At 73.6% G+C, this 23,209-nt stretch carries 22 protein-coding genes; 14 read left to right on the forward strand and 8 right to left on the reverse strand.

The genetic code is table 11. The features are described from left to right. Window positions 1-13 precede the first annotated feature (13 nt). Window positions 14-769 carry an SIS domain-containing protein gene (locus tag PV343_RS32165; protein WP_319150568.1) on the reverse strand — a complete coding sequence of 252 codons (756 nt, stop codon included), beginning with the start codon at window positions 767-769 and terminating at the stop codon, window positions 14-16. A gap of 214 nt (window positions 770-983) precedes the next feature. Between PV343_RS32165 and PV343_RS32170 the strand changes: the two genes are divergently transcribed. Both PV343_RS32170 and PV343_RS32175 read left to right on the forward strand, forming a co-directional pair. Continuing rightward, window positions 984-1,676, forward strand: a complete 693-nt coding sequence (locus PV343_RS32170; protein ID WP_020940714.1) for a metal-dependent transcriptional regulator — start codon at window positions 984-986, stop codon at window positions 1,674-1,676. A gap of 348 nt (window positions 1,677-2,024) precedes the next feature. Continuing rightward, window positions 2,025-2,885 carry an alpha/beta hydrolase gene (locus PV343_RS32175; RefSeq protein WP_319150569.1) on the forward strand — a complete coding sequence of 287 codons (861 nt, stop codon included), beginning with the start codon at window positions 2,025-2,027 and terminating at the stop codon, window positions 2,883-2,885. 15 nt (window positions 2,886-2,900) lie between these two features. Here PV343_RS32175 and PV343_RS32180 read toward each other — a convergent pair whose 3' ends face one another. Genes PV343_RS32180 through PV343_RS32190 form a run of 3 tightly spaced genes read right to left on the reverse strand, consistent with a single transcriptional unit; the run spans window position 2,901 to window position 5,972 of the window. Beyond that, window positions 2,901-4,490, reverse strand: a complete 1,590-nt coding sequence (locus tag PV343_RS32180; RefSeq protein ID WP_319150570.1) for a transporter — start codon at window positions 4,488-4,490, stop codon at window positions 2,901-2,903. Then, window positions 4,487-5,263 carry an ABC transporter ATP-binding protein gene (locus PV343_RS32185; RefSeq protein ID WP_319150571.1) on the reverse strand — a complete coding sequence of 259 codons (777 nt, stop codon included), beginning with the start codon at window positions 5,261-5,263 and terminating at the stop codon, window positions 4,487-4,489. The genes PV343_RS32180 and PV343_RS32185 overlap by 4 nt, the downstream gene beginning before the upstream one ends. Before the next feature lie 55 nt (window positions 5,264-5,318). Then, window positions 5,319-5,972, reverse strand: coding sequence for a bifunctional DNA primase/polymerase (locus tag PV343_RS32190; protein ID WP_319150572.1), 654 nt, complete (start codon window positions 5,970-5,972; stop codon window positions 5,319-5,321). Between the two features lie 276 nt (window positions 5,973-6,248). On the opposite strand from PV343_RS32190, the gene PV343_RS32195 reads away from it, so the two are divergent. Beyond that, complete coding sequence (locus PV343_RS32195; protein ID WP_319150573.1) at window positions 6,249-7,634, forward strand: transcriptional regulator; 1,386 nt, start codon at window positions 6,249-6,251, stop codon at window positions 7,632-7,634. Window positions 7,635-7,835: 201 nt separating this feature from the next. Continuing rightward, a complete protein-coding gene (locus PV343_RS32200) occupies window positions 7,836-9,419 on the forward strand; it encodes a hypothetical protein (protein ID WP_319150574.1) in 1,584 nt (527 codons plus the stop codon). Between the two features lie 31 nt (window positions 9,420-9,450). Here the strand turns inward: PV343_RS32200 and PV343_RS32205 are convergent, their stop codons facing one another. Further along, on the reverse strand, window positions 9,451-10,779 hold the full coding sequence (locus tag PV343_RS32205) for an ABC transporter substrate-binding protein (RefSeq protein ID WP_319150575.1): 1,329 nt from the start codon (window positions 10,777-10,779) through the stop codon (window positions 9,451-9,453). Between the two features lie 117 nt (window positions 10,780-10,896). Between PV343_RS32205 and PV343_RS32210 the strand changes: the two genes are divergently transcribed. The 3 genes from PV343_RS32210 to PV343_RS32220 all read left to right on the forward strand — a co-directional run bounded on the left by PV343_RS32210 (window position 10,897) and on the right by PV343_RS32220 (window position 13,174). Continuing rightward, entirely contained in the window at window positions 10,897-11,397 is a 501-nt protein-coding gene (locus PV343_RS32210; RefSeq protein WP_319150576.1) for an SCO4402 family protein, read from the forward strand. A gap of 89 nt (window positions 11,398-11,486) precedes the next feature. Then, entirely contained in the window at window positions 11,487-12,371 is an 885-nt protein-coding gene (purU, locus tag PV343_RS32215) for a formyltetrahydrofolate deformylase (RefSeq protein ID WP_319150577.1), read from the forward strand. Between the two features lie 23 nt (window positions 12,372-12,394). Further along, on the forward strand, window positions 12,395-13,174 hold the full coding sequence (locus PV343_RS32220; RefSeq protein ID WP_319150578.1) for an SDR family NAD(P)-dependent oxidoreductase: 780 nt from the start codon (window positions 12,395-12,397) through the stop codon (window positions 13,172-13,174). 501 nt (window positions 13,175-13,675) lie between these two features. Here the strand turns inward: PV343_RS32220 and PV343_RS32225 are convergent. Beyond that, window positions 13,676-15,088: a zf-HC2 domain-containing protein gene (locus tag PV343_RS32225; RefSeq protein ID WP_415923532.1), complete on the reverse strand. Its 1,413-nt coding sequence runs from the start codon at window positions 15,086-15,088 to the stop codon at window positions 13,676-13,678. Further along, window positions 15,085-15,687, reverse strand: a complete 603-nt coding sequence (locus PV343_RS32230; protein WP_319150579.1) for a sigma-70 family RNA polymerase sigma factor — start codon at window positions 15,685-15,687, stop codon at window positions 15,085-15,087. The genes PV343_RS32225 and PV343_RS32230 overlap by 4 nt, the downstream gene beginning before the upstream one ends. 334 nt (window positions 15,688-16,021) lie before the next feature. On the opposite strand from PV343_RS32230, the gene PV343_RS32235 reads away from it, so the two are divergent. Further along, window positions 16,022-16,402: an STAS domain-containing protein gene (locus tag PV343_RS32235; RefSeq protein ID WP_319150580.1), complete on the forward strand. Its 381-nt coding sequence runs from the start codon at window positions 16,022-16,024 to the stop codon at window positions 16,400-16,402. Window positions 16,403-16,580: 178 nt separating this feature from the next. Further along, window positions 16,581-17,093 carry an EF-hand domain-containing protein gene (locus PV343_RS32240; RefSeq protein ID WP_319150581.1) on the forward strand — a complete coding sequence of 171 codons (513 nt, stop codon included), beginning with the start codon at window positions 16,581-16,583 and terminating at the stop codon, window positions 17,091-17,093. Here the strand turns inward: PV343_RS32240 and PV343_RS32245 are convergent. Next, a complete protein-coding gene (locus PV343_RS32245) occupies window positions 17,077-18,594 on the reverse strand; it encodes a class I adenylate-forming enzyme family protein (RefSeq protein ID WP_319150582.1) in 1,518 nt (505 codons plus the stop codon). The genes PV343_RS32240 and PV343_RS32245 overlap by 17 nt on opposite strands. Window positions 18,595-18,740: 146 nt before the next feature. Here PV343_RS32245 and PV343_RS32250 point away from each other — a divergent pair, with 146 nt between their 5' ends. The 5 genes from PV343_RS32250 (at window position 18,741) to PV343_RS32270 (ending at window position 22,970) form a co-directional block, all read left to right on the forward strand. After that, entirely contained in the window at window positions 18,741-19,934 is a 1,194-nt protein-coding gene (locus PV343_RS32250; RefSeq protein ID WP_319150583.1) for an amidohydrolase family protein, read from the forward strand. Then, window positions 19,934-21,067 (forward strand): acyl-CoA dehydrogenase, encoded by a 1,134-nt coding sequence (locus PV343_RS32255; RefSeq protein WP_319150584.1) that lies wholly within the window; start codon window positions 19,934-19,936, stop codon window positions 21,065-21,067. Before PV343_RS32250 ends, PV343_RS32255 begins: the two co-directional genes overlap by 1 nt. A 2-nt stretch (window positions 21,068-21,069) precedes the next feature. Beyond that, window positions 21,070-21,951, forward strand: a complete 882-nt coding sequence (locus PV343_RS32260) for an acyl-CoA dehydrogenase family protein (protein ID WP_319150585.1) — start codon at window positions 21,070-21,072, stop codon at window positions 21,949-21,951. Between the two features lie 392 nt (window positions 21,952-22,343). Beyond that, window positions 22,344-22,481, forward strand: coding sequence for a hypothetical protein (locus PV343_RS32265; protein WP_319150586.1), 138 nt, complete (start codon window positions 22,344-22,346; stop codon window positions 22,479-22,481). 18 nt (window positions 22,482-22,499) lie between these two features. Further along, a complete protein-coding gene (locus PV343_RS32270) occupies window positions 22,500-22,970 on the forward strand; it encodes an ATP-binding protein (protein ID WP_319150608.1) in 471 nt (156 codons plus the stop codon). The last annotated feature ends 239 nt before the right edge of the window (window positions 22,971-23,209 follow it).

Raw genomic sequence — 23,209 nt, forward strand, 5'->3', positions numbered from 1 at the left:
GGCCGTGTCCGACCTAGTGCCGGTAGAAGATGCGGTCGCCGTACTCGGTCATGACGCGGCCGTTCCAGTCGTGGCCGCCGTCGACGTTGCCCGAGCGCAGCAGCGGGGGTTCGATGCCGCGGTCGGCGAGGGTGGCCGCGGTGGTGGCCATGACGGCCTGCATGAGGGCGCTGGTGATCACGGTGGACGCGGGGGCGAAGGGCGCCGGGATGGTGTCGAGGGTGAGTTCCGCGTCGCCGACGGCGATCTTGGAGTCCAGGACGATGTCGCAGTGGTCCCGCAGGAAGGTGCCGGAGCTGTGCCGGGAGCTGGTCTCGATGGCGTAGGCGACGGAGGTGACACCGATGACCTTGACGCCGAGGGCGCGGGCGTTGAGGGCCATCTCCACGGGGAGGGCGTTGCGGCCGGAGAGGGAGATGATCACGAGGGCGTCGCCGGCGCGCAGGGGTGAGCTGTCGAGGACGGCGCTCGCGAGTCCGTCGACGCGTTCGAGGGCGGAGCCGAGGGTGGCGGGGGTGACGTCGACGCCGACGACCCCGGGGACGGCGAGCAGGTTCATCAGGGCGAGTCCGCCGGCGCGGTAGACGACGTCCTGGGCGGCCAGAGAGGAGTGCCCGGCGCCGAAGGCGAACAGCCGGCCGCCGGCCGCGACGGTGTCGGCGAGCAGGGTGCCGGCCGCGGTGATCGCCTCGGCCTCCTCCTCGCGGACCCGTTGCAGCAGGCCGATGGCGGCGTCGAAGAACAGGTCGGCAGGCGTGCCGTCGCTCATGCGGTGCCCCTTCGCAGCGTCTGTGTCGCGGATCACCCTGCGGTCTGGACCAATGCGGTGTCAATACGGCCGCTACGGTGCGCGTCGGGCCCGGCGCGTGGCGCCGCGTCCCCCGTTTTCCCGGTACCGCCCGCTTGTCAGTGGGGTACGGCAGAATTGATGGCAGGGCCAGCGCACGCGCCGGGCTTCCGGCAGAGGTAATCGAGGGGCACGTATGTCCGGACTGATCGACACCACGGAGATGTATCTCCGCACCATCCTCGAGCTCGAAGAGGAAGGCGTCGTCCCCATGCGCGCCCGCATCGCGGAGCGGCTCGACCAGAGCGGGCCGACGGTGAGTCAGACGGTGGCGCGCATGGAGCGCGACGGTCTGGTCTCCGTGGCCAGCGACCGCCATCTGGAGCTGACCGACGAGGGCCGCCGGCTGGCCACGCGGGTGATGCGCAAGCACCGTCTCGCGGAGTGCCTGCTGGTGGACGTGATCGGCCTGGAGTGGGAGCAGGTGCACGCGGAGGCGTGCCGCTGGGAGCACGTGATGAGCGAGGCGGTGGAGCGCCGGGTGCTGGAGCTGCTGCGGCATCCGACCGAGTCGCCGTACGGCAACCCGATCCCGGGTCTGGAGGAGCTGGGCGAGAAGGACGGGGCCGATCCGTTCCTGGACGAAGGCATGGTGTCGCTGGCCGACCTGGACGCGGGCACGGACGGCAAGACGGTCGTGGTCCGGCGTATCGGTGAGCCGATCCAGACGGACGCGCAGCTCATGTACACGCTGCGGCGCGCGGGTGTGCAGCCCGGCTCGGTGGTGAGTGTGACGGAGTCGGCCGGCGGGGTGCTGGTGGGCAGTGGTGGTGAGGCGGCCGAACTGGAGGCGGACGTCGCCTCGCACGTGTTCGTCGCCAAGCGCTGAACGGAGAGGGCCCCGGCGCTTTCGCGCCGGGGCCTGTCCTCCCCTGTGCTGACCCGGAGCCCCGAGCTCTCAGGGTCATCCCCTCGGACCGCTTTTCCCCGAGTGGTCCGCCTCCCGCCTGAAAGATCCCCTCGGCGGCGGCGATCATTCCTTGAGGGGTGTCACTCGAAGGAGGGGTGTTGTCCGCAGAGGCAGTATTTTCGAATGCGCATTCGATAGTCTGCGTCGGCGGCACGACCGCGAGCCGGCAGCGGCACCACGGAGCTCCGGCGGCAGTACGACGGCAGTTCGACACGGGAACGGCAGTTCACCGGTACGAGGCAGGCGGAGCTGGGGGGTACCAGGCCGATGGCACGGCGTATCGACGTGGCGGGAGCGGACGGGGTGCGCCTGGCCGCCTGGGAGTTCGCGGACCCGCCCAAGGCGGAGGCTGAGCCCGGCACTCCGGGCGTGCTGTTACTCCACGGCCTGATGGGCCGTGCCTCGCACTGGGCGCCCACCGCCCGCTGGCTCGCCGAGCGGCACCGGGCCGTCGCGCTCGACCAGCGCGGCCACGGGCAGAGCGACAAACCGCCGCGGGCCGCCTACACGCGCGAGGCGTACGTCGAGGACGCCGAGGCGGCCCTGGAGCAGCTCGGCCTCGCCCCCGCGGTCCTCATCGGCCACGCCATGGGCGCGCTCACCGCCTGGCAGCTCGCCGCGAAGCGCCCCGACCTGGTCCGCGGCCTGATCATCTGCGACATGCGGGCCTCCGCGCTCGGCGCGGCTTCCCAGCGCGAGTGGACCGAATGGTTCCGGTCCTGGCCCGTCCCCTTCGCCACCCTCGCCGACGTCCGCAAGTGGTTCGGCGAGGACGATCCCTGGGTGGAGCGGCCGAGCCCCGCCCGCGGCGCCTTCTACGCCGAGGTCATGCAGGAGTCCGCCGACGGCTGGCGGCCCGTCTTCCTGCCGGAGCAGATGCTGCGCACCCGGGAGAGCTGGGTGTACGACGCGCACTGGGAGGAACTGGCCCAGGTGCGCTGCCCCGCGCTGGTCGTGCGCGGCCTCGACGGCGAGCTGGGCCGGGCGGAGGCGCAGGAGATGGTGCGGGTGCTGCCCCGGGGCGAGTACGCCGAGGTCGCCGACGCCGGCCACCTGGTGCACTACGACCGGCCGCCGGCCTGGCGGGCGGCGGTCGAGCCCTTCCTGGAGCGCGTCCTGGCGGGCTGAGGCCCGCCCGGCCCGTCAGCCCTTGCTCACCGCCGTGAGGATCTCCGGCAGGCGAGCCGCCGCCCGAGGCGCGGCGAGCCGCAGGCCGAGGAACGTGGCCGTAGCGCCGTACGCCGCGCCGGCCGGCAGCAGCACCCAGCTCCAGGCGTCCCCGCCCGCGCTCGCGTGCAGCGCGATGGTGAGGGCGATGACGGGCGAGCAGAGCAGCGCCGCCGCGACCATGCCGCCGAAGATGGAGATCCAGGCGAGACCGGCCTGGCCGGGGGCCACGTTCTTGTGGCCCTCCTGGGGGATGGAGTACGGGAAGCGGGCCGAGGTCCACGCCCCGGTGGCGAGCATCGCCCCGAGCAGCGCGAAGGACAGCCCCAGGACCTCCGGCAGCCGGGGCCAGTCGTCCAGCAGGGCCGTGGTCAGGACGGTCACGAGGGTGGCGTACGGCAGGGTGATCACCAGCAGGGCCAGCGCCCGGCCGCGCAGCTCCTCGTAGGCGTCCCGGGGCGTGGAGATCGTCAGCGCGACCATCCAGAAGGCGGAGGTGTCCTGGCCGAACTGGTTGTACATCTGGATACCGAGCATGCCGGCGCCGAAGCACGCGAAGTAGATCGAGCCGGTGCCCTGCAGGGCGTTGAACACCGGCAGGATCAGCCCGATGGCCAGCGAGGTGACCCAGGCGGCCTTGGTCTTGGGGTCGCGCCATACGTAGCGCAGGGTGCGCTCCATGACCGGACCGGTGCGCCCGCCCGGCAGCAGCCGCCGGGGTCCGCCGGTGACGGCGCGGTCGGGGGTGCCGGCGTCGAGTGCCTGCACGGTGGAGCCGTCCGGGGAGGTCATCAGCCGGTCCAGGCTCCGCGCCCAGAAGGCGATCAGCAGCGCGAGCCCGGCCACCGTCAGCCCGAGCTGTCCGGCCGCCGCCCCGTAGGCACCCTCGCTCGCCGACCGCACCGCCGCCACCGCCGAGGCGGGCGGCACCCACGACAGGACGTCCGCGACCGGCCGCAGTTGTCCGGCCCCCGAGGAACCGAGGCGCTGCGCGGCGAAGTTGACGAGCTGGGCCCCGACCGCGATCACCAGCCCGCTGAGCACGGCGAGATCGCGGCCCTTCCGGCTGGTCAGCAGCCGTACGTTGGCCGTGGCGACGGCCCGGGCGAGCGCCACGCAGACCAGCAGGGCGAGGACGGCGGCGACGACGGCGACGACGGAACCGGCCGCGCCGTGCGCCACCGACAGGACGCAGCCCGCCAGCACGAGCAGGGAGAACAGCGGCCCGATGCCGACCAGGGAGGCCGCCAGCAGGGCGCGGACCAGAGGGCGGGGCCGCAGCGGCAGCATCACCAGGCGGGTGGGGTCCAGGGTCTCGTCGCCGCCGGGGAAGAACAGCGGCAGCACCGCCCAGCCCAGGGCCAGCACGGCCGTGCCCGGTACGGCGACGGCGTCGGCGTGCGCGTGCCCGCGCAGCGCCAGCAGGCCCGCCAGTTGCAGCAGCGCGATCAGGACCGCCACCACCGCGGAGGCGACGAACGCGGCCCGCCGGCCCGCGGACTGCCGGAGCCCGTTGCGCAGCAGCGACAGTTTCAGCCGTACGACGGTGGCGGTCAGCTGTGTCATCGGGCCGCCCCGCCGCCCAGCCAGTCGAGATCGGTTCCGGCGTCCCGGCCGCGCGCCCCCACCAGTTCGAGGAAGGCCGCATGCAGCGTGGGGTGTTCACCGCGGACCTCGGCCAGCGACCCGGTGGCGCGGATGCGGCCCGCCGCGAGGACGGCCACCCAGTCGCACAGCGACTCGACCAGCTCCATCACGTGGGAGGAGAAGACGACGGTGGCGCCGGATGCGGTGTACCGCTCCAGCACCTGCCGGATCGTCTGCGCGGAGACCGGGTCGACGCCCTCGAACGGCTCGTCCAGGAAGAGCACCTGCGGGTTGTGGAGGAGCGCGGCGGCGAGCCCGATCTTCTTGCGCATGCCGGTCGAGTAGTCCACGACCAGCTTGTGCTGGGCCCCGGCCAGGTCGAGCACGTCCAGCACCTGGGTGGCCCGCTTGTCGACCTCGGCGCCCGGCAGCCCCCGCAGCCGCCCGGCGTACCCGAGCAGTTCGCGTCCCGAGAGCCGCTCGAACAGCCGCAGGCCCTCGGGCAGTACGCCGATCCGCGCCTTGACGGCCACCGGGTCCCGCCAGACGTCGTGCCCGACGACCTCGACGGACCCCTGGTCGGGGCGGAGCAGCCCGGTGACCATGGACAGGGTGGTGGTCTTGCCGGCCCCGTTCGGCCCGACGAGACCGATGAACTTACCGGCGGGCAGGTCGAGATCGATGCCGCCCACGGCGACCTGCTGCCCGAATCGCTTCCACAGTCCCCGCACACGCACCGCAGCCTCGGTCATGCACGGAACCCTACGGCGCCCGCCGGCGGTCGCGGGGGGCGGGGAACCGGGTGGGCTACCTGTCCCGGCCGCAGGCGTAGGCGAGCGGCGACACCAGTTCCTCGGCGTCCGGCAGCCACCGGTTGGCATGGGTGGGCCGGCGGGCCCACTGCACGGCGCCCCGGGACCCGAAGCGGGTCGGCGGAGCGGCCACGTAGCCGCCCTCCCCGAGCGGAGTCAGACGCAGCGATGACGGCGTCCAGCCCAGGGTCCGCACCAGGTCGGGGACCTTCGCGGCGGCACCCGGCAGCACGAAGAAGTGCATCCGGCGATCAGGGGTGAGCGTCACCGGGCCGAGGGCCAGCTCCATCCGCTCCATGCGGGCCAGGGCCAGGAACCCGGCGCTCTCCGGGACGGACAGCGCGTCGAACGTGCGCCCCGTCGGCAGCAGGATCGACGCCGTCGGCTGCTTCTGCCACATCCGGCGGGCGACGGTCGCGCTGCCGGTCGCCTGCGTCGCCCAGTCGGGGCGCGCGGGGTGCGCACCCGGCGCGGGGCAGGAGGCGTCGCCGCACGAGCAGCACTGCAGCCCGTCGACGGCTTCCAGCCAGGTGCCCGGGAACACGTCCCAGTGGCGTTCCTCGGTGTAGCGCACGGCGGTCTCCAGCAGCGATTCCCCGCGCTGCTGCGGAATCTGAGCGGCTTCGGTCCCCACGATCGTCTCTTCCACGCTCCACTCAACTCCCGCACTCACCTGGAGTTACGGCCGCGGCGCGCGCGGGGGAGGAGCACCGGTCCCGCGCCCGGGGCGCACGGGTGCATGTGTGGGGGCGCGCGGGAGGAACCGCGGCGTGGGGTGGGTAACCAGATGTGGGGGTGGCATCTGCCTTTACCCCGGCAAACCGCACATGTCACGCATTGACGGTATGTCAGCTGGGCAGTGATCTTCAGGGCCGGGAACCTTCCGGCCGGAACGTCACGCTCCAGGGGTTCGCAGGGGGTAGCAATGGCCGCAAGGCCTCTCGTGGCGAGGCAGCCGAACGAACGGCTGCAGGCACTCATCCAGGAAGCGGGGTGCTCGAATGCCGGGCTGGCCCGGCGGGTCAACATGTGCGGCGCCGAGCACGGTCTCGACCTGCGCTACGACAAGACGTCCGTGGCCCGCTGGCTGCGCGGACAGCAGCCGCGGGGCCGGGCGCCGGCGATCATCGCCGAGGCGCTCGGGCGCAAGCTCGGCCGTACGGTCACGATCGACGAGATCGGCATGGCCAACGGCAAGAACCTCGCCTCGGGGGTCGGCCTCCAGTTCTCGCCGACGGTACTGGGGGCCATCGAGCAGGTCTGCGAGCTGTGGCGCAGCGACGTGGGGCGGCGGGACTTCCTGTCCGGCTCGTCCGTCGCCGCCTCCGCGCTGGTCGAGCCCAGCCGCGACTGGCTGATCTCGGTGCCGGACACCCAGGTGGCCCGGCAGGCGGGCCCCCGCGTGGGCCAGTCCGACGTGGCCGCGGTGCGGGCCATGACCCAGGCGCTGGTGAACCTCGACCACCAGTACGGCAGCGGGCACGTGCGCCCGGTCCTGGTGCACTACCTCAACAGCGTCGTCTCCGGGCTGCTCGCGGGGTCCTACCGGGAGGCCGTCGGGCGCGAACTGTTCGCCACGGTCGCCCGGTTGACCGAGCTGGCCGGGTACATGGCGGTCGACACCGGTCAACCGGGCCTGGCCCAGCGGTACTACATCCAGTCCCTGCGCCTCGCGCAGGCCGCCGGGGACCGCGGCTACGGCGGGTACGTGCTCGCCGCCTCCATGAGCCATCTCGCCGCGCAGCTCGGGAACCCGCGCGAGATCTCCCAGCTGGCGAGGGCGGCGCAGGAGGGCGCGCGCGGGCGGGTGACCCCGCGGGCGGAGGCGATGTTCCACGCGGCCGAGGCGCGCGGGCACGCCCTGCTCGGGGACGTCCGGTCGGCGCAGACCGCCGCCGGGCGGGCGATCTCGGCGATGGAACAGGCGGACGCGGCCTCGGGGGACGACCCGGTGTGGATCGCCCACTTCGACGAGGCCTACCTCGCCGACGAACTGGCGCACTGCCATCGCGACCTGGGGCAGCCCGAGGCGGCCGCGCGCTACGCCGAGCAATCGCTCGCCGGGCACCCCGAGACCCGGGCCAGGCGCCGGGCCATCGGATATGTGCTGCTTGCCACGGCCCAGGTGCAGCAGCGCGAGATCGAGCAGGCGTGCAGCACGGGCACGAAGGCGGTGGAGCTGCTGGAGACGCTGCGGTCCAACCGGGGCGCCGAGTACCTGGAGGACCTCCAGCAGCGGCTCGAACCCTTCCGGGACGAGGCGGTCGTCCGGGAGTTCGGAGCCCGGCTCGACCTCCAGCCCGCCGCCTGAACACTGTCCCCGCGGTCGCGTGAACGCACGGCGAACGGCGCCCGTGTGCCCGACGGGCACCTGAAACAGCGTGCCGCGGGGCAGTTTTGTTACCGCTGTCACAGGGAAGAAGATCGCGCCCGGAGCTGCGTGGCAACCGGCTCGGGGGACCCGGTAGCGTGAGCCGACGATTCCGAAGGTCCCCCATTCGTAGGAGTCCCGGTGACGCAGAGTGGACAGGGCGAGGAGCCCTCGGCGCGGCCCGCGCGCGAAGGCATCGTGCTGCCCTCCGACGGCGGCGAGCCCTTGCTGCCGGGCATGACCGGCCCCGCCGCCTCGGCGGCGCCGGCCGGCGGTCAGGCATGGGGTGACCCGTGGGGCCCCGGCCCGCAGCAGCCGCAGCAGGACTGGCCGCCGGCGGCCGCCCAGCAGTGGGGCGCCCCGGAGCAGCAGCCCACGGGCCCCGGCCCGCTGCCTCCGGAGGGAGCGCCGGCCCCGTCGTACGGCAGCGGGTCCTACGGCGCCGGCGACCAGGGCGGCGGCTACGGCGCGGGCGGCGGGCAGCCGGCCCACGGCGAGCACGGACAGCCTGGCTACGGCGCCCACGACGCGTACCAGCAGCCCCAGCAGCAGTACCCGGCCCAGCCGTACCCGGGCGGCCCAGGTCCGCTGCCGGAGGCGTACCCGGCCCAGGGCGCACCGCTGCCCCCGGCGGCCGACGGCGCGACCCAGTACATCCCTCCGGTCCCGGCGGCCCCCGCGGACGAGGGCGCGACCCAGTACCTGCCCCCGGTCACGGCCGCGCCTGCGCCCGCCGACGAGGGCGCCACGCAGTACATCCCGCCGGTGGCCGCCGGCGGGATGCCGCCCGAGACCCCCGGGGAGGAGACCCGGTACCTGGGGCGCGCCCAGCAGCAGCCCGCGCCGGGCGCGCACCCGGACGCGCAGGCGACCCAGTACATACCGCCCTACACCGGTCAGGCACAGGGCGGGGACCGGCAGCCGCCCGCCGAGTTCGACAACCTCTTCCGCAGCGGGCCCGGGGGCGGTGACGGCCCGGCCGGCGCCACCCAGCAGATGCCGCGCGTCCCGGCGGCCGACCCCTATCCGCGCCCGGCGCAGCAGCAGTCGTACGCCCCGCCCGTGGACGAGGACGAGGGGCGGCGCGGCGGCCGTACCGGCTCGCGGGTGCCGCTGATCGCCGCCGTGGGCGTCGCGATCGTCGTCCTCGGCGTCGGCGCGGGCGCCATGCTCAGCGGCGGCGACGGGGACAAGGGCAGCGACGACAAGACCGTCGCCGCGTCCTCGCCGGCCGCCCAGGACTCCCCGTCGTCGGCCGCCGCCGACCCCGCCCGGGAGCAGGCGGTCGCCCTGGACAAGCTGCTCGCCGACAGCGGCAGCAGCCGCGCCTCGGTGATCCAGGCGGTGGCGAACGTCCGGCAGTGCGACAACCTCGGGCAGGCGGCCTCCGACCTGCGCGGCGCGGCCAAGCAGCGTGGCGACCTGGTCACCCGGCTCGGCAAGCTGTCCGTCGACAAGCTGCCGGGCAACGCCGAGCTGACCGCCGCGCTCAACCGGGCCTGGCAGGCGTCCGCGGCCGCCGACAACCACTACGCGGCCTGGGCCGACCAGGTCGGCGGCGGCCGCAAGGGCTGTCACAAGGGGCACGCCCGGGTCACCGGCGAGACCCAGGCCGGCAATCGGGAGAGCGGCACCGCCAGCACGCAGAAGGCGAAGGCGGCGGGGCTGTGGAACGCCATCGCGCAGAAGTACGGCCTGACCCGGCGCCAGCCGACCCAGCTCTGAGGGTCCGGGCGGCCGGGTCCGGCCGCCCGGGTCAGTCGAGGTCGGCGCTCTCCAGCGTGGCCGTCATGTCGGTGCCGCCGTCGAGGCCCGTCTCGGCGGTCCGCTTCGCGGCGACCAGCCGGCCGTCCCTGACCACCTGGAGGGTCACGTCGGCGTTGACGAGCCGCGGCAGGCCGAGCCCGGCGAGCTTGCCCTCGTAGGGCCAGTGCAGGGCCGGGGTGAGGCCGCCGGTGGACACCTTCAGGTCGTCGTCGAGGGCGTGCCGCACGGTGTCTGCGCTCGCCTCGCCGCTGCCGATCCGCTCCAGGACGGCCTTCAGCACGATGTAGCCGATCCAGGTGGTCTGGACGCCGGCGTCGGCGGGGTCGATGCGGTTGTCGCCGAACGCCTCCTCGCTGATCACCTTCTTCATCGGGTCCCAGCGCGAGTCGGACGCCGGCGGGTACCAGCTGGTGACGTACGCGCCCTCGTACGGGCCGCTCGAGCCGCCCGTGGCGTCGATCAGGCTCTGGTCGACGCTGCCCAGCACGGTCGCCGTGCGCACGGCGGGAAACTCGTCGCGAGCCCGCCGGAACGAGTCCATGAAGGTGTCGGTGCGGTCCCCGAGCGCCGGGACCACGCAGCCCTTCCTGGCCGTGTCCCGGGTGGCGGAGCGCAGCGCGTGGTCGGCCTGGTCGCCGTACGCGGTGGCGTTCTCGGCGGCGAGCTGGTCCTCGGCCGCCGCGTGCCGGCCCGCCTTCAGGCCGGAGTCGAGCAGGGCGGGTAGCTGGTCGCCGGCGATGCTGTCGGGGCGGACCAGCGCGACCGGGCCGCAGGTGCCGGCCAGCGCCCGGCCCAGACCGGCCAGGAGGGCGGGCTGGCCGCCGTTGACCGGGTAGGACATGGAGCCGGTGAACTCCTCGTTGGTGACCCCGTAGCCGCCGATGTAGGGGATGCCGGCGCTCTCCAGCGGGGCCAGGTAGGAGTCGCCGAACTGGCTGTAGGAGCCGACGACGGCGACCGCGCCCGCGGCCACCGCGCGCCGGGCGCACTTCGCCGCGCCCACGCTGTCGTTGTGGTCGTTGCAGGTCAGGACCTCGAGCTTGCGGCCGTTGATGCCGCCGTGGGCGTTGATCCACTTGCCGTAGGCGCGGGCCATGGCGGGCATGCCGGGCTTGTTGGTGGCGTCGGTGTTCTGCGGTGCCCAGGTCATGACCTTGATCGGGTCACCCCCGGAGCCCCCCGTGGCACCGGGGATGACCCCGCATCCGGCGGTGAGCGTCGCACAGGCGGTCAGTGCGACCGCTCCGAGGGCCGTGGCTCTGACGGGCCGGGTGAAGGGAAGGGGGAAGGTGCTGCGGAAGCGTCGCCTGCCGGTCATGCACACGCACGATTCCCTCACACCGCGAACCCGGGAGTGACCCTCGGTCAACGAAAGGTGACAGCGAGGTGAATTACGGGGGCCCGTGTGGCCGGTGGGGCGGGGAACGTACGATCGATGACCGTGCAAGGTTCGGAGAACTCTTCCCGTCGCGGCCGTCGCTCCTCCACCATGGGCGGCATGCCCCTGAACGACATGCCGTGGTGGCGCTGGCGCAGCAACGTGCGCTCCGCGCTGCACATGCTCTCCGATCCGGCGTTCCAGCGGGACGTCTGGCTGGCCGGCGTGGACGGGTACGGCGACGTCACGGACGCCGTCTACCGGCTGGTGGAGGACACCTGGCTGGACAACTGGTCCGCGGAGAAGTACGTCGGCACGATCTTCCGGGACTCCCAGGAGGCGGCGCTCGTCGACACCGCCGTCCTGCGGGTGCTGCGGATCATGCACCAGGTCGGACCGGACGCCCCGGTCTCCGCCTACCTCGACCACCACGCGTGGCCGGAGGCGGTGCGGGCGGCCCGGGACGCGCACCTGCGCCTGGCGGCCAGTGACGGCGACGACCCCGAGGCGACGCCGCGCAGCCTGGAAGTGCTGCGGATCATGACGAGGACGGCCTAGCGGCCACCGGCCGTCCGCCCCGTCCGGCCACCCGTCCGCCCTGCGGACGACCGCCCATGGCGGGGGGTCCTTGTGGGACCCTGTAGTGCATGAACGAGCAGCCCGCGCGCGCCGCCGACGACCCGGCGGACCAGTACGTCCTCACCCTCTCCTGCCCGGACAAACAGGGCATCGTGCACGCCGTGTCGAGCTACCTGTTCATGACCGGCTGCAACATCGAGGACAGCCAGCAGTTCGGCGACCACGACACGGGCCTGTTCTTCATGCGCGTCCACTTCTCCGGCGAGGCGCCGGTGACCGTGGACAAGCTGCGGGCGAGCTTCGCGGCGATCGGTGACTCCTTCCACATGGACTGGCAGATCAACCGGGCCGACGAGAAGATGCGCATCGTGCTGATGGTCAGCAAGTTCGGGCACTGCCTGAACGACCTGCTGTTCCGGGCGCGGATCGGCGCCCTGCCGGTCGAGATCGCGGCCGTGGTGTCGAACCACACCGAGTTCGAGGAGCTGGTCGGCTCCTACAACGTTCCCTTCCACCACATCCCGGTGACGAAGGAGACCAAGGCGGACGCCGAGGCGCGGCTGCTGGAGATCGTCCGCGAGGAGGACGTCGAGCTGGTCGTCCTCGCCCGCTACATGCAGGTTCTCTCGGACGACCTGTGCAAGCGGCTCAGCGGCCGGATCATCAACATCCACCACTCGTTCCTGCCGAGCTTCAAGGGCGCCAAGCCCTACCACCAGGCGCACACCCGGGGCGTCAAGCTGATCGGCGCGACCGCGCACTACGTCACCGCCGACCTCGACGAGGGCCCGATCATCGAGCAGGAGGTCGAGCGGGTGGGCCACGGTGTGACCCCGGACCAGCTCGTCGCGATCGGGCGGGACGTGGAGTGCCAGGCGCTGGCGCGCGCGGTGAAGTGGCACGCGGAGCGCAGGATCCTGCTCAACGGGCGCCGCACGGTCGTCTTCGCCTGAGGGCCGCCGTCTAGGCTTCGGCCATGACGTCAGGTGCCTACCTCTCCCAACTGTTCTCGCTGGACGGCAAGGTCGCCTTGGTGACCGGCGGCAGCTCCGGCATCGGCCGGGCGATCACCGGGGCGCTGGCCCGCGCCGGCGCGAGCGTGGTGGTCGTGGCGCGCGGGAAGGCGCAGCTGACCGGGACGGTGGACGAGCTGGTGGCCGAGGGCTGCCGGGCGGCCTGGGTGAGCGGTGACCTGGGCACCCGGGACGGGATCCGCGCGGCGGCCGACGAGGCGGCCGGGGTGTTCGGGGAGCCGGACATCCTGGTCAACTGCGCCGGGGTCAACCTGAGGCCGCCGATGGGCGAGCTGGGCGAGGACGTCTGGGACGCCACCATGACCCTGAACCTGGAGGCGCCCTTCCTGCTGGGGCAGCGGTTCGGGCCCGGCATGGCCGAGCGCGGCTACGGCCGGATCATCCACATCACCTCCCAGCAGGCGCACCGGGCCTTCGTGCAGAGCGGCGCCTACGGCGTCTCCAAGGGAGCGCTGGAGTCGCTGGCCCGCTCCCAGGCCGAGGCGTGGTCGCCGCACGGCGTCACCTGCAACACCCTGGTGCCGGGCTTCGTCATGACGCCGCTCAACGCGCGGCTGTCGTCCGACGAGCGGAAGGTGGCGGCGCTCGCCGAGCGCACCCTGGTCGGACGCAACGGACTGGCCGAGGACTTCGCGGGCGCGGCCGTCTTCCTCGCCGGGCCGGCCTCCGCCTACGTCACCGGCCAGTCGGTCTTCGTGGACGGCGGTTTCTCGGTCCACTGAGCCGGGCCTTGCCGCACGGCGGGCCGCGCGTCGCGGCGGCCTTTGCCTCGCGGCGGCCTTTGCCTCATGGCGGCCTTTGCCTCATGGCGGCCTTTGCCTCATGGCGGCCCTTGCCGCACGGCGGGCCCTGCCTCATGGCGGCCCTTGCCGCACGGCGGGCCTTGCCGCACGGCGGGCCTTGCCGCACGGCGGGCCTTGCCTCACCGGCGGCCCCGCCTCACCGCTGGCCCTGCCTTACGGCGGGCCTTGCCTCACGGCGGGCCTTGCCTTACGGCGGGCCTTGCCTCACCGCTGGCCTTGCCTTACGGCGGGCCTTGCCTCACGGCGGGCCTTGCCTTACGGCGGGCCTTGCCTCACGGCGGCCCCTGGACGGCTGGCCCCGCCTCACCGGCGGCCCTGCCTCACCGGCGGCCCTGCCTCACCGGCGGCCCTGCCTCACGGCGGCCCTGCCTCACCGGCGGCCCTGCCTCACGGCGGCCCCGCCTCGCGGCGGGACTCGCCTCACAGCCGGCTCAGGCCCGCCGCGGCGAACAGCACGTCCCTGATGGCCTCACGGTCGCCCATCTGTCCCGCCGCGGCCTCCTCCGGTGGCACGTGGCCCGCCGCCAGGCGGCAGAACTCCACGCCGTCCAGGGCGACATGGGCCACCTCGTGATCGGCTGAGCCCACGGCGGCCGGCGAGTCCAGCGGGATCAGCCACTCCCCGCCGGCCGCGCCCTCGATCTCCAGCCGCAGGCTGCGCCCCGGTGCCCCCGCGGGCACGAGGTGCGGGGTGCGGCCCGGGGCGGACAGCCCGGTCCGGCGCCGCTCGGCCAGCGCGGCCGGCAGCATCCGGGCCGCGAGGTCGATCATCTTGTTCAGGTGCCGTGGCGCGGGCGGCTCGTACGGGTAGTCCACCGCCTCGGCGATGTCCTCGGCGTGCATCCAGCACTCGAAGGCGCGGTCCAGCATGGCGTCGTGCAGCGGCAGCGCGAACTCGCCGTAAGGCACTTCGAGTCCGCCGGCGGTGCTGCCCGTGAAGGACACCGTCCGGACGATGCCGTGGCTCTGCTCGCGCCAGGGCCCGCGCACCGAACGCGTCGGCGGGAAGTGGGAGGTGCGCCAGTACGCCTCGGTCCGGGCCGCCGGGCCCGCCGCCTCCGGCGCGCTCCCGTCGTTCTTCCCGGCGAGCCCGGCGAGCCCGGCCAGCGGGTCCTCGAGGCCGAGCGCCACCGCGACCAGCCCGTCCACCGTCAGCAGATGGGCGATCACCCCGGCCACGGTGGTGCGCCGGCTCGTGGCCACGTCGGCCTCGAACCAGCGCAGGCGCACCGGCGCGTGCCACTCGGCGTCCCCGAAGTCCTGGAGCAGCGCGTCCAGGCGCGCGGTCTCGGCGTCGTAGGCGGCCGCCCACTCGGGCACCGGGATGAGCGGCGGCCGACGGTCGAGGCAGCTCTCCAGGACGCGGGTGCGCAGGGCGGGGTCGAGGTCGAGGCTCTCGGGCTGGTGCAGCAGTCCGACCGCCTCGCGCAGCCGCAGCGCCTCCTCCGCGCAGGCGCCGCAGGCGCCCAGGTGTTCCTCCACGGCCGCCGTCTCGGCGGCCGAGCAGGCGGCCAGGGCCCAGGCGCCGAGGAGCGACTTCAGGACGTCGTGCGACAGGTCGAGCGGCACGGCTGCGGGGTCCCCCAGGTCGGCCAGGTCGGGCAGTGGCTGTCCGCTGTCCTCGACGGAGGCGCGGGGCAGCGGTATCCGGGGCGGCGACCGGTCGGGTCCGGAGCCGCCGGCGCCGGGCGGCACGGCACCGGCGCCGTGGTCCGTCCCGCGCGCGTCGCCGAACGGGCCGCGTTCACCGGCTCCCTGGTGCCACTCGGTCCACTCGTCGTGGTCGTCCCGCTCGTGGCCGTCGTGCGCCCCGAAGCCTCCGGTGCCGCTCACACCGCACCCCCGTAACCCGGCGGGGTGCCCGCGTCGTGGGCGGTGGACAGCAGTTGGAGGCCGAGGCGGAGCCGGCGGCGGGCCTCGTCCTCGGTGACCCCGAGGTCGGCCGCGGTCTGGCGGTAGTCGCGGCGCTGGAAGTAGGCCAGTTCGAGGGCGGCGCGCAGCGGGGCGGGCATGGAGTGGACGATGTAGTCGGCGCGGGCGGCGACCGAGGCGCGGCGCACCTTGCTCTCCAGGCTCTCCGGACTCCCGGGTTCGTCCGCGCAGCCGTCGGCGCGGCCGCTCCCGCCCCGGGTGAGCGCGGCCGTCTCGGTGACGCGCAGCCGTTGCACGGCCAGCCGGTGGGTCACCGCGGCCACCCAGGAGCGCAACGGGCCCTGTTTGGGGTCGTAGCTGTCGGGGTGTTCCCAGACATGGGCGAAGACCTCCCGGGTGACGCCGTCGGCCGCCCGTTCGTCCCCCAGGACGCGGTGGGCGAGGCTGTGCACCAGCGAGGCGAACCGGTCGTACAGCTCGCCGAGCGCCGCCGCCTCACCCCGCGCGAGCCGCTGCTGCATCTTGCGGTCCCAGCGGGGCGGTACGTCCTTGTGCGCCATGCTGCCCTCCCCTCGGTCTCGTCCGGCTCGTCCAGCGTCTCCGTACTGCCCTCTCGAATGTAGTCGGCACGTCCGACAGCGCACGCCCCTTTGTGTCAATGTGCGCCCCTGGAAGCGTCGCAGGTGATAGTGCCCCCTTCACACAACCTTCACGCAAAGCGGGCCAATCTCCGATCGAACAGGATCGATAGTGACTGAAAGAAGCCCTTTGTTGATCGTGCACGGTTTGCTGCGGGAAGTTTCAGGGAACGGCCGCTGGGCAGCCGCGCGGAAAGAAACGTAGGAACTGCTTCCGTTTCCGGGCGGTTCCGGGAGTTCCGGCGAGCGGAGGGGCGTGGCCGTGACATTCAGGGTGACCGGCGTCGAAGAAGGCGAGTGGGCCGTGCTCCAGGTGTCCGGGGAACTGGACCTGGTGACCTCCCCGGTGCTGCGCCAGCGCGTGCACGACGTGGTCGCGGAGGGCCACCACAGCCTGATCCTCGACCTCTCCGAGGTCTTCTTCTGCGACTCCAGCGGGGTCGGCGTGCTGATCGCGGCGCGCCGGCTGATCCGCTCCTGCCAGGGCCGGCTGCGGCTGATCCTGCCGGACCGGGGCGCCGAGGACGGCTCCCACGTCAACCGGGTGCTCGGCGCGCTCGGTGTCCGCCGCCTGTTCGACGTCCGCCCGGACGTCGCGTCCGCCGCCACCGACGAGGCGGACCCGCTCTCCGCCTGACACCCGGCCGGAACCCCTGCCCGGCCCTCACGCCGCCCCGCGACGATCGGCACGAAGTCGCGGCGGAATTCCCCCGGTCTTGGCACAACGGCCGCCTTTTCGTCACCTCACCGCCGCCCGCGTCGTACGCTCCCTGCCAGATCGACCCCCACGTCAACGTAAGGCGGCCCGAACAGACATGGTCAGCACCGAGTACGAGCGCAGGATCGCCGCCCGGTTCGCCACCTTCGACCAGGACGGCAACGGCTGGATCGACCGCGCGGACTTCAACGCCGCGGCCAAGGCCCTGCTCGCCGAGTTCGCCGTGCCCGCCCGCTCCGACCGAGGCCAGGCGCTGTACGCCGGTGCGGAGGCGTTCTGGCAGGGCATGGCGGGCATCGCGGACCGGGACGGTGACCAGCGCATCACCCGCGAGGAGTTCGTCACCGGCGCGGTCAAGCGGCTGCGCGACAACCCCGAGCGCTTCGCCGAGATCGCCCGCCCCTTCCTGCACGCGTCCCTGGCCGTGGCGGACCCGGACGGCGACGGCCGGGCCACCGTCTCCGACACCGTCCGCGTCCTGCGGGTCTTCCACGTGCCGGAGAACGTCGCCCACGCGGTCGCCGCCGCCCTCGACGCGGACGGCGACGGCAGGGTCGGCGAGGCGGAGATCGTGCCGGCGTTCGCGCGGTACTTCACGGTTCCCGAGTAGGCGTCCGCGCGAACCGTTCGCGCAGCCGGTACTTGAGCACCTTGCGCAGCGTCTCGTTGCGCGGCAGGGCGTCCACCACCTCGAGCCGCTCCGGCAGCTTGTGGACGGACAGACCCGCGGCCCGCAGGTACGCGACCGTCTCCGCGAGGGTCGGTCCCGGTGTCCCGGGCGGTGGTTCGACCACCGCGCACACCAGCTCGCCGCGCTCGGCGTCCGGCAGCCCGATCACCGCCGCGTCCGCCACCCGCGGGTGCGCGGCGAGCAGGTCCTCGATCTCCTTGGCCGAGATGTTCTCGCCCTTGCGGATGATCACGTCCTTCAGCCGCCCGGTGAGCACGAGGTGCCCGGTGCCGGTCACCCGGCCCAGGTCGCCGGTGCGCAGGTAGCCCTCCTCGTCGAAGGCCGCCGCCGTCTGGGCGGGGTCCAGGTAGCCCTGGCACACGGCCTCGCCCCGCAGCCGCACCTCGCCGTCCACGATCCGGATCCGCATGCCCGCGGGCGGGCGCCCCTCGGTCGTCGCGAGGTTCTCGGGCGTGTCCTCGGGGTCGCCCATGGTGATCATCGGCACCTCCGTCATGCCGTACCCGTGGGTGAGCTGCACCCCCATCTCGCGTACGACGGCGTGGTAGACCTCCGGGGGCTTCGGGGCCCCGCCGCCCGCGAGGAGCCGCAGCGTGGGGATCACCTTCGCCCCCGGCCGCCGGCGCTGCTCGGCCAGGAACATGGAGTAGAAGGCCGTGGAGCCGCCGGCCACCGTCACCCCGTGCCGCCGGTACCCCTCCAGCGCGTCCGGCAGCGCGAACTGCTCGAACATCACCGCCGGGAAGCCGTAGAGCAGCAGCATGACCGTGTAGTCGGGCCCGGCGATGTGGGCGTAGGGGAAGGCCATCGAGCCGACGTCGTCCGGCCGCAGCCGCAGGGCGTGGGCCAGGCAGGAGCCGCCCGCGATCAGCGAACGGTCGGTGTGCAGCACGCCCTTGGGGTCGGAGGTCGTCCCGGAGGTCCAGTAGATCCAGCGGACCGAGGTGCCGTCGGCGGGCGGGGCCGGGAGCACCGAAGGGTCGCCCTCGGGCAGGTCGTCGTACGCCTCGAAGACGCCCTTCGCGCCGAGCCGCCGGGCCATCTCCGCGTGGTCGTGGCCGCGCCAGACGCCCGGTACGGCGAAGAACTCCGCGCGGGACTCCCGCAGCGCGAAGCCGACCTCGCGGTCCCGGTAGAACGGGATGACGGGGGACTGCACGGCGCCCAGCCGGGCCAGCGCGAAGGACAGCACGGCCGTCTCGATGCGGGTGGGGAGCTGCCAGGCGACCACCGTGCCCGGGCGTACGCCCATGCCGTACAGCCCGGCCGCGACCCGCTCGGCGCGGTCGCGCAGCTCGCCGAAGGTCAGCCGGCGGTCGTCCTGGAGCAGCACGGGCCGGTCCGGGGTGAGGCGGGCCCGGCGGTCCACCAGCTCCCACAGGGTGCGCGAGGTGCTCAGGGCGTGTGCGGTGTCGTTCACGTCGACCCCCATGGCTGACGGTGCGTCAGATCGTGCGCAGAGCGTAGGGCCGTGCGCCTTGTCGGTCCAGGGGGTGCGGGCTAGCCTGCTGGCGACGGAGTATCTGACGACCCATCAGATCAAGCGCATCGACAGGTGGGGGACCCATGACCGAACTGCCGCGCATCGTCAGCGTCGACGACCATGTGATCGAGCCCGCCCACCTCTTCGAGACCTGGCTCCCGGCGAAGTACCGGGAGCGCGGGCCCAAGCCGCTGACCGCCGGCATCGGGGAGCTGGCGTACGTCGGCGGCAAGTACCAGATCACCATGGACCCGGACGGCCAGCCGACCGACTGGTGGATCTACGAGGACCTCAAGTTCCCGTACAAGCGCAACATCGCCGCCGTCGGCTTCGACCGCGACGAGATGACCCTGGAGGGGATCACCCGGGAGCAGATGCGGCGCGGCTGCTGGGACCCGAAGGCCCGGCTCGCCGACATGGACCTCAACCACGTCGAGGCCAGCCTCTGCTTCCCGACCTTCCCGCGCTTCTGCGGGCAGACCTTCGCCGAGGCGCACGACAAGGAGGTCGCCCTCGCCTGCGTACGGGCCTACAACGACTGGATGGTGGAGGAGTGGTGCGGGGACAGCGGGGGCCGTCTGATCCCGCTGTGCCTGATCCCGCTGTGGGACGTGGAGCTGGCCGTCGCGGAGATCCGCCGCAACGCCCGGCGCGGGGTGCGGGCGGTGACCTTCTCCGAGATCCCCACCCACCTCGGGCTGCCGTCCATCCACTCCGGCCACTGGGACCCCTTCTTCGCGGTGTGCCAGGAGACGGGGACGGTCGTCAACATGCACATCGGCAGCAGCTCCCAGATGCCCGCCGCCTCCCCGGACGCGCCGCCCGCCGTCCAGGCCGCGCTCAGCTTCAACAACGCGATGGCCTCGATGATGGACTACCTCTTCAGCGGCGTGCTGGTGCGCTTTCCCACCCTCAAGCTCGCCTATTCCGAGGGGCAGATGGGCTGGATCCCGTACGCCCTGGAGCGCGCCGACGACGTGTGGGAGGAGCACCGCGCCTGGGGCGGGGTGCGCGACCTGGTCCCCGAGCCGCCGTCGACGTACTACTACCGGCAGGTCTTCTGCTGCTTCTTCCGCGACCGGCACGGGGTGGCGTCCCTGGACGTGGTCGGGCGGGACAACGCCACCTTCGAGACCGACTACCCGCACGTCGACTCGACCTTCCCGCACACCAAGGAGGTCGCCCTCGACCACGTGAAGGGCCTGGACGACGAGACCGTGCACAAGCTGATGCGGGGCAACGCCATCCGCATGCTCGGCCTGGACCTCGACGACTGATGGACCTGTCGTACACGCCCGAGGAGGAGGAGTTCCGGGCCCGGCTGCGGGAGTGGCTGGCCAAGGTCCTGCCCACCCTGCCGGCCCGGCCGTCCCCGGACGACTGGCCCGGCCGCCGCGCCTACGACCTCGGCTGGCAGCGCACGCTCCACGACGCCGGGTACGCCGACGTGCACTGGGACGCGGCCCCGACCACCCGGCTCATCTTCCTGGAGGAGACCGAGCGGGCGGGCGCCCCCTACGTGGGCGCGAACTTCGTCGGGCTGCTGCACGCGGGACCCACCATCGCCGCCGAGGGCACCCCCGCGCAGCGGGCCCGCTGGCTGCCGCCCATCCTGCGCGGCGACGAGGTGTGGTGCCAGGGGTTCAGCGAACCGGAGGCCGGGTCCGACCTCGCCGCGCTGCGCACGCGCGCGTGGCGCGACGGCGACGACTACGTGGTGAGCGGGTCCAAGATCTGGACCTCGCACGCCGAGGTCGCCGACTGGTGCGAACTGCTGGTCCGCACCGACCCCGGGGCACCCCGGCACCGGGGCATCACCTGGCTGGCCATGCCCATGGACGCCGACGGCATCACCGTACGGCCGCTGCGCACCCTCGCCGGGTCGGCCGAGTTCGCCGAGGTGTTCCTGGACGAGGTCCGGGTGCCGGCCGGCAACCGGGTGGGGGCGGAGAACGACGGCTGGCGCGTCACCATGGTGACGCTGTCCTTCGAGCGCGGCACCGCCTTCGTCGGAGAGGTCGTCGCCTGCCGCCGGGTGCTGGGCGAACTCGCCCGCACCGCACGGGACAACGGCCGCTGGGACGACCCCGTGCTGCGCCGCCGGATCGGCCGGCTGGCCGCCGAGTTCCGCGCGCTGTGGCGGCTGACCCAGTGGAACGTCAGCGAGGCGGAGGCGAGCGGAGGCGTGCCGGGCGCCGGCGGCTCCGTCTTCAAACTGAGGTACTCGCACGCCCGCCAGGAGCTGTACGACACCGCCGCCGACGTGCTCGGCCCCGACGGACTCGACCTGGACCGGCCCTGGGTGCTGGACCGGCTCTCCTCGCTGTCGTACACCATCGCCGCCGGCACCTCGCAGATCCAGCGCGACATCGTCGCCGAGCGCGTGCTCGGCCTGCCGAAGGGACGGTGACCGTGCGCTTCCGACTCACCGAGGACCAGCAGGCGTTGCGCACCTGGGTACGGCGGCTGCTGGAGCGCCGGTGGGACGCGGGCGCGCTGCGCGCGGCGGCGACCCGGCCGGCACGGCTGGACCGGGACCTGTGGCGGGAGCTGGGCGCGGCGGGCCTGTTCGCGCTGCGGCTGCCGGAGGCGGCGGGCGGGGCCGGACTCGGGCTGCCCGAGGCGGTGCTGGTCTTCGAGGAGACCGGCCGCGCGCTGCTGCCGGGCCCGCTGCTGGCGACCCATCTCGCGGCCGGGACCGTGCCCGGGGCCGCCACCGGGGAGACCGTGGTGTCCGGTGTGGACGGCCCGCTGGTGGAGTGGCTGGACGCGGCGGACGCCGTGCTCGGGGACGCCACCGGGGCCGTACCGCTGCGCTCGGCCGACCCGCTCACCCCGCTGCACCGGGTGCCCGGGGCGGCCGACGACGGCACGGCGGAGCCCGTGGCCGTGCTGCTCACCGCAGCCGAGCAGCTCGGCACGGCCGCGCGCGCGTGCGAACTGGCCGTGCAACACGCCCGGGCGCGGGAACAGTTCGGGCGGCCGATCGGGGCCTTCCAGGCGGTCAAACACCTGTGCGCCGACATGCTGGTGCGCGCCGAGACGGCCCGCGCCGCCGTCTACGCGGCCGCCCTGACCGTCGCCCCCGCGGACGTCGCGGCGGCCCGGCTGCTCGCCGACGAGGCCGCTCTGCGGGGTACCCGCGACTGCCTCCAGGTGCACGGCGGCATGGGCTTCACCTGGGAGGCGGAGGTCCATCTGCATCTCAAGCGCGCCTGGGTGCGGGCCCGGCGGGGCGGCGGCGGGACGGCCGCCGAGGAAGCGCTTGCCGCCGATCTGGTGGCCGGGCCGTAGCGCGTGGCGCCCCGGCCGGACGGCCGGTGAGGCCGTGGCCCAGGATGTCGCGGATCGTGGCGCCCCCGCATCACGGAGCGTCGATACCGGGTTGTGTCCTTCGCGCGACTCGTCACGGCCCGGAGTCGGGTGCCCGCTCGGGTACCTTGGGTGAGATGCGAGTGGCTACGAGCACGAGCCGTGCCGGTGCTGCCCCCGGGGCGTCCCCGGGCCGCCCGGTGCGCGCCGCTGCTCGCAGGGCGGTAAGGGCTTGTCGCGCCGCCTGTTCGACTCCCCGGCACACGCGTCGCACAGTATGCCGTACGCGTACTCCTTCGCGCTGGAATATGCCCGAAGCGCTTGTTGGGGTGACTGTACGTCAACCATGCTGTCTCGCAAGGAAATCACGTTCCGTGACCCTTGCTCTGGCCGTTGTTCTGGCCATGCAGAAAATGGCTACGATCGTGGCCCTCGTCGTGCTGTGCGTCACGGCTTCCACCGTGGTGTCCGCGTGGCGCGGGGTCATGAGTCCGCCGGTTCGGATGGTGTGAGCGGTGCAGGTGCTTCAAGTGCAGCTGGAGATCCGGCCCGATCCCACGGAGGTGGGGCGGGCGAGGCGGTGGGCCCGCTCGCGTCTCGCCGGGCTCGGGATACAGGCCGACGAGGCGTTGGCCGAGACGCTGGTCCTGCTCGTCTCCGAGCTGGTGACCAACGCCGTGGTGCACACCGGCCGTCCGGCGGTGCTGCGGCTCTCCCTGCCCGGCGCCGCGGCCGAGCCGGCCGCCGCCACGGTGCGCCTGGAGGTGGCCGACAGCAGCTCCCGCGCGCCCGTCCCGCGCTGCGCGGGCAGTGACGCCACCGGCGGCCGGGGCCTGGCCCTCGTCGACTGCCTGGCCGACCGCTGGGGCTGGAGCCCGGAGGGCTCGGGCAAGAGCATCTGGTGCGAGCTGGACCGCTGCTCACGGCCCAGGGAGGGGGCGGCCGCGGCGTACGGGGGCGGTCTGTCCGCCTACGAGGACTTCGCCTTCGAGGCGGTGTAGGCGCCCGGCGCGGTGTGCGCCGGGGGTGCATCCGTGCGCTGCCCCTGCGAAACGGTCATAAGCGACGATTCACCTCATCGCTGTTGACGGTTCGTGAGTGATCGAACACGCTGGTGGGCGTCGATTCGCCGCGAGGGGACGGCGAGGGCCCGCTCGGTGGTGGTCCTCGTCGAGTGTGGGTCGCACCGGGGGCGGCGCGAGGCCAGCAGGCGGGGGCGCGCCGCCGACCGGACCTCATG

This window comes from Streptomyces sp. WI03-4A, assembly GCF_033792105.1.
Classification (GTDB): Bacteria; Actinomycetota; Actinomycetes; order Streptomycetales; family Streptomycetaceae; genus Streptomyces; species Streptomyces collinus_A.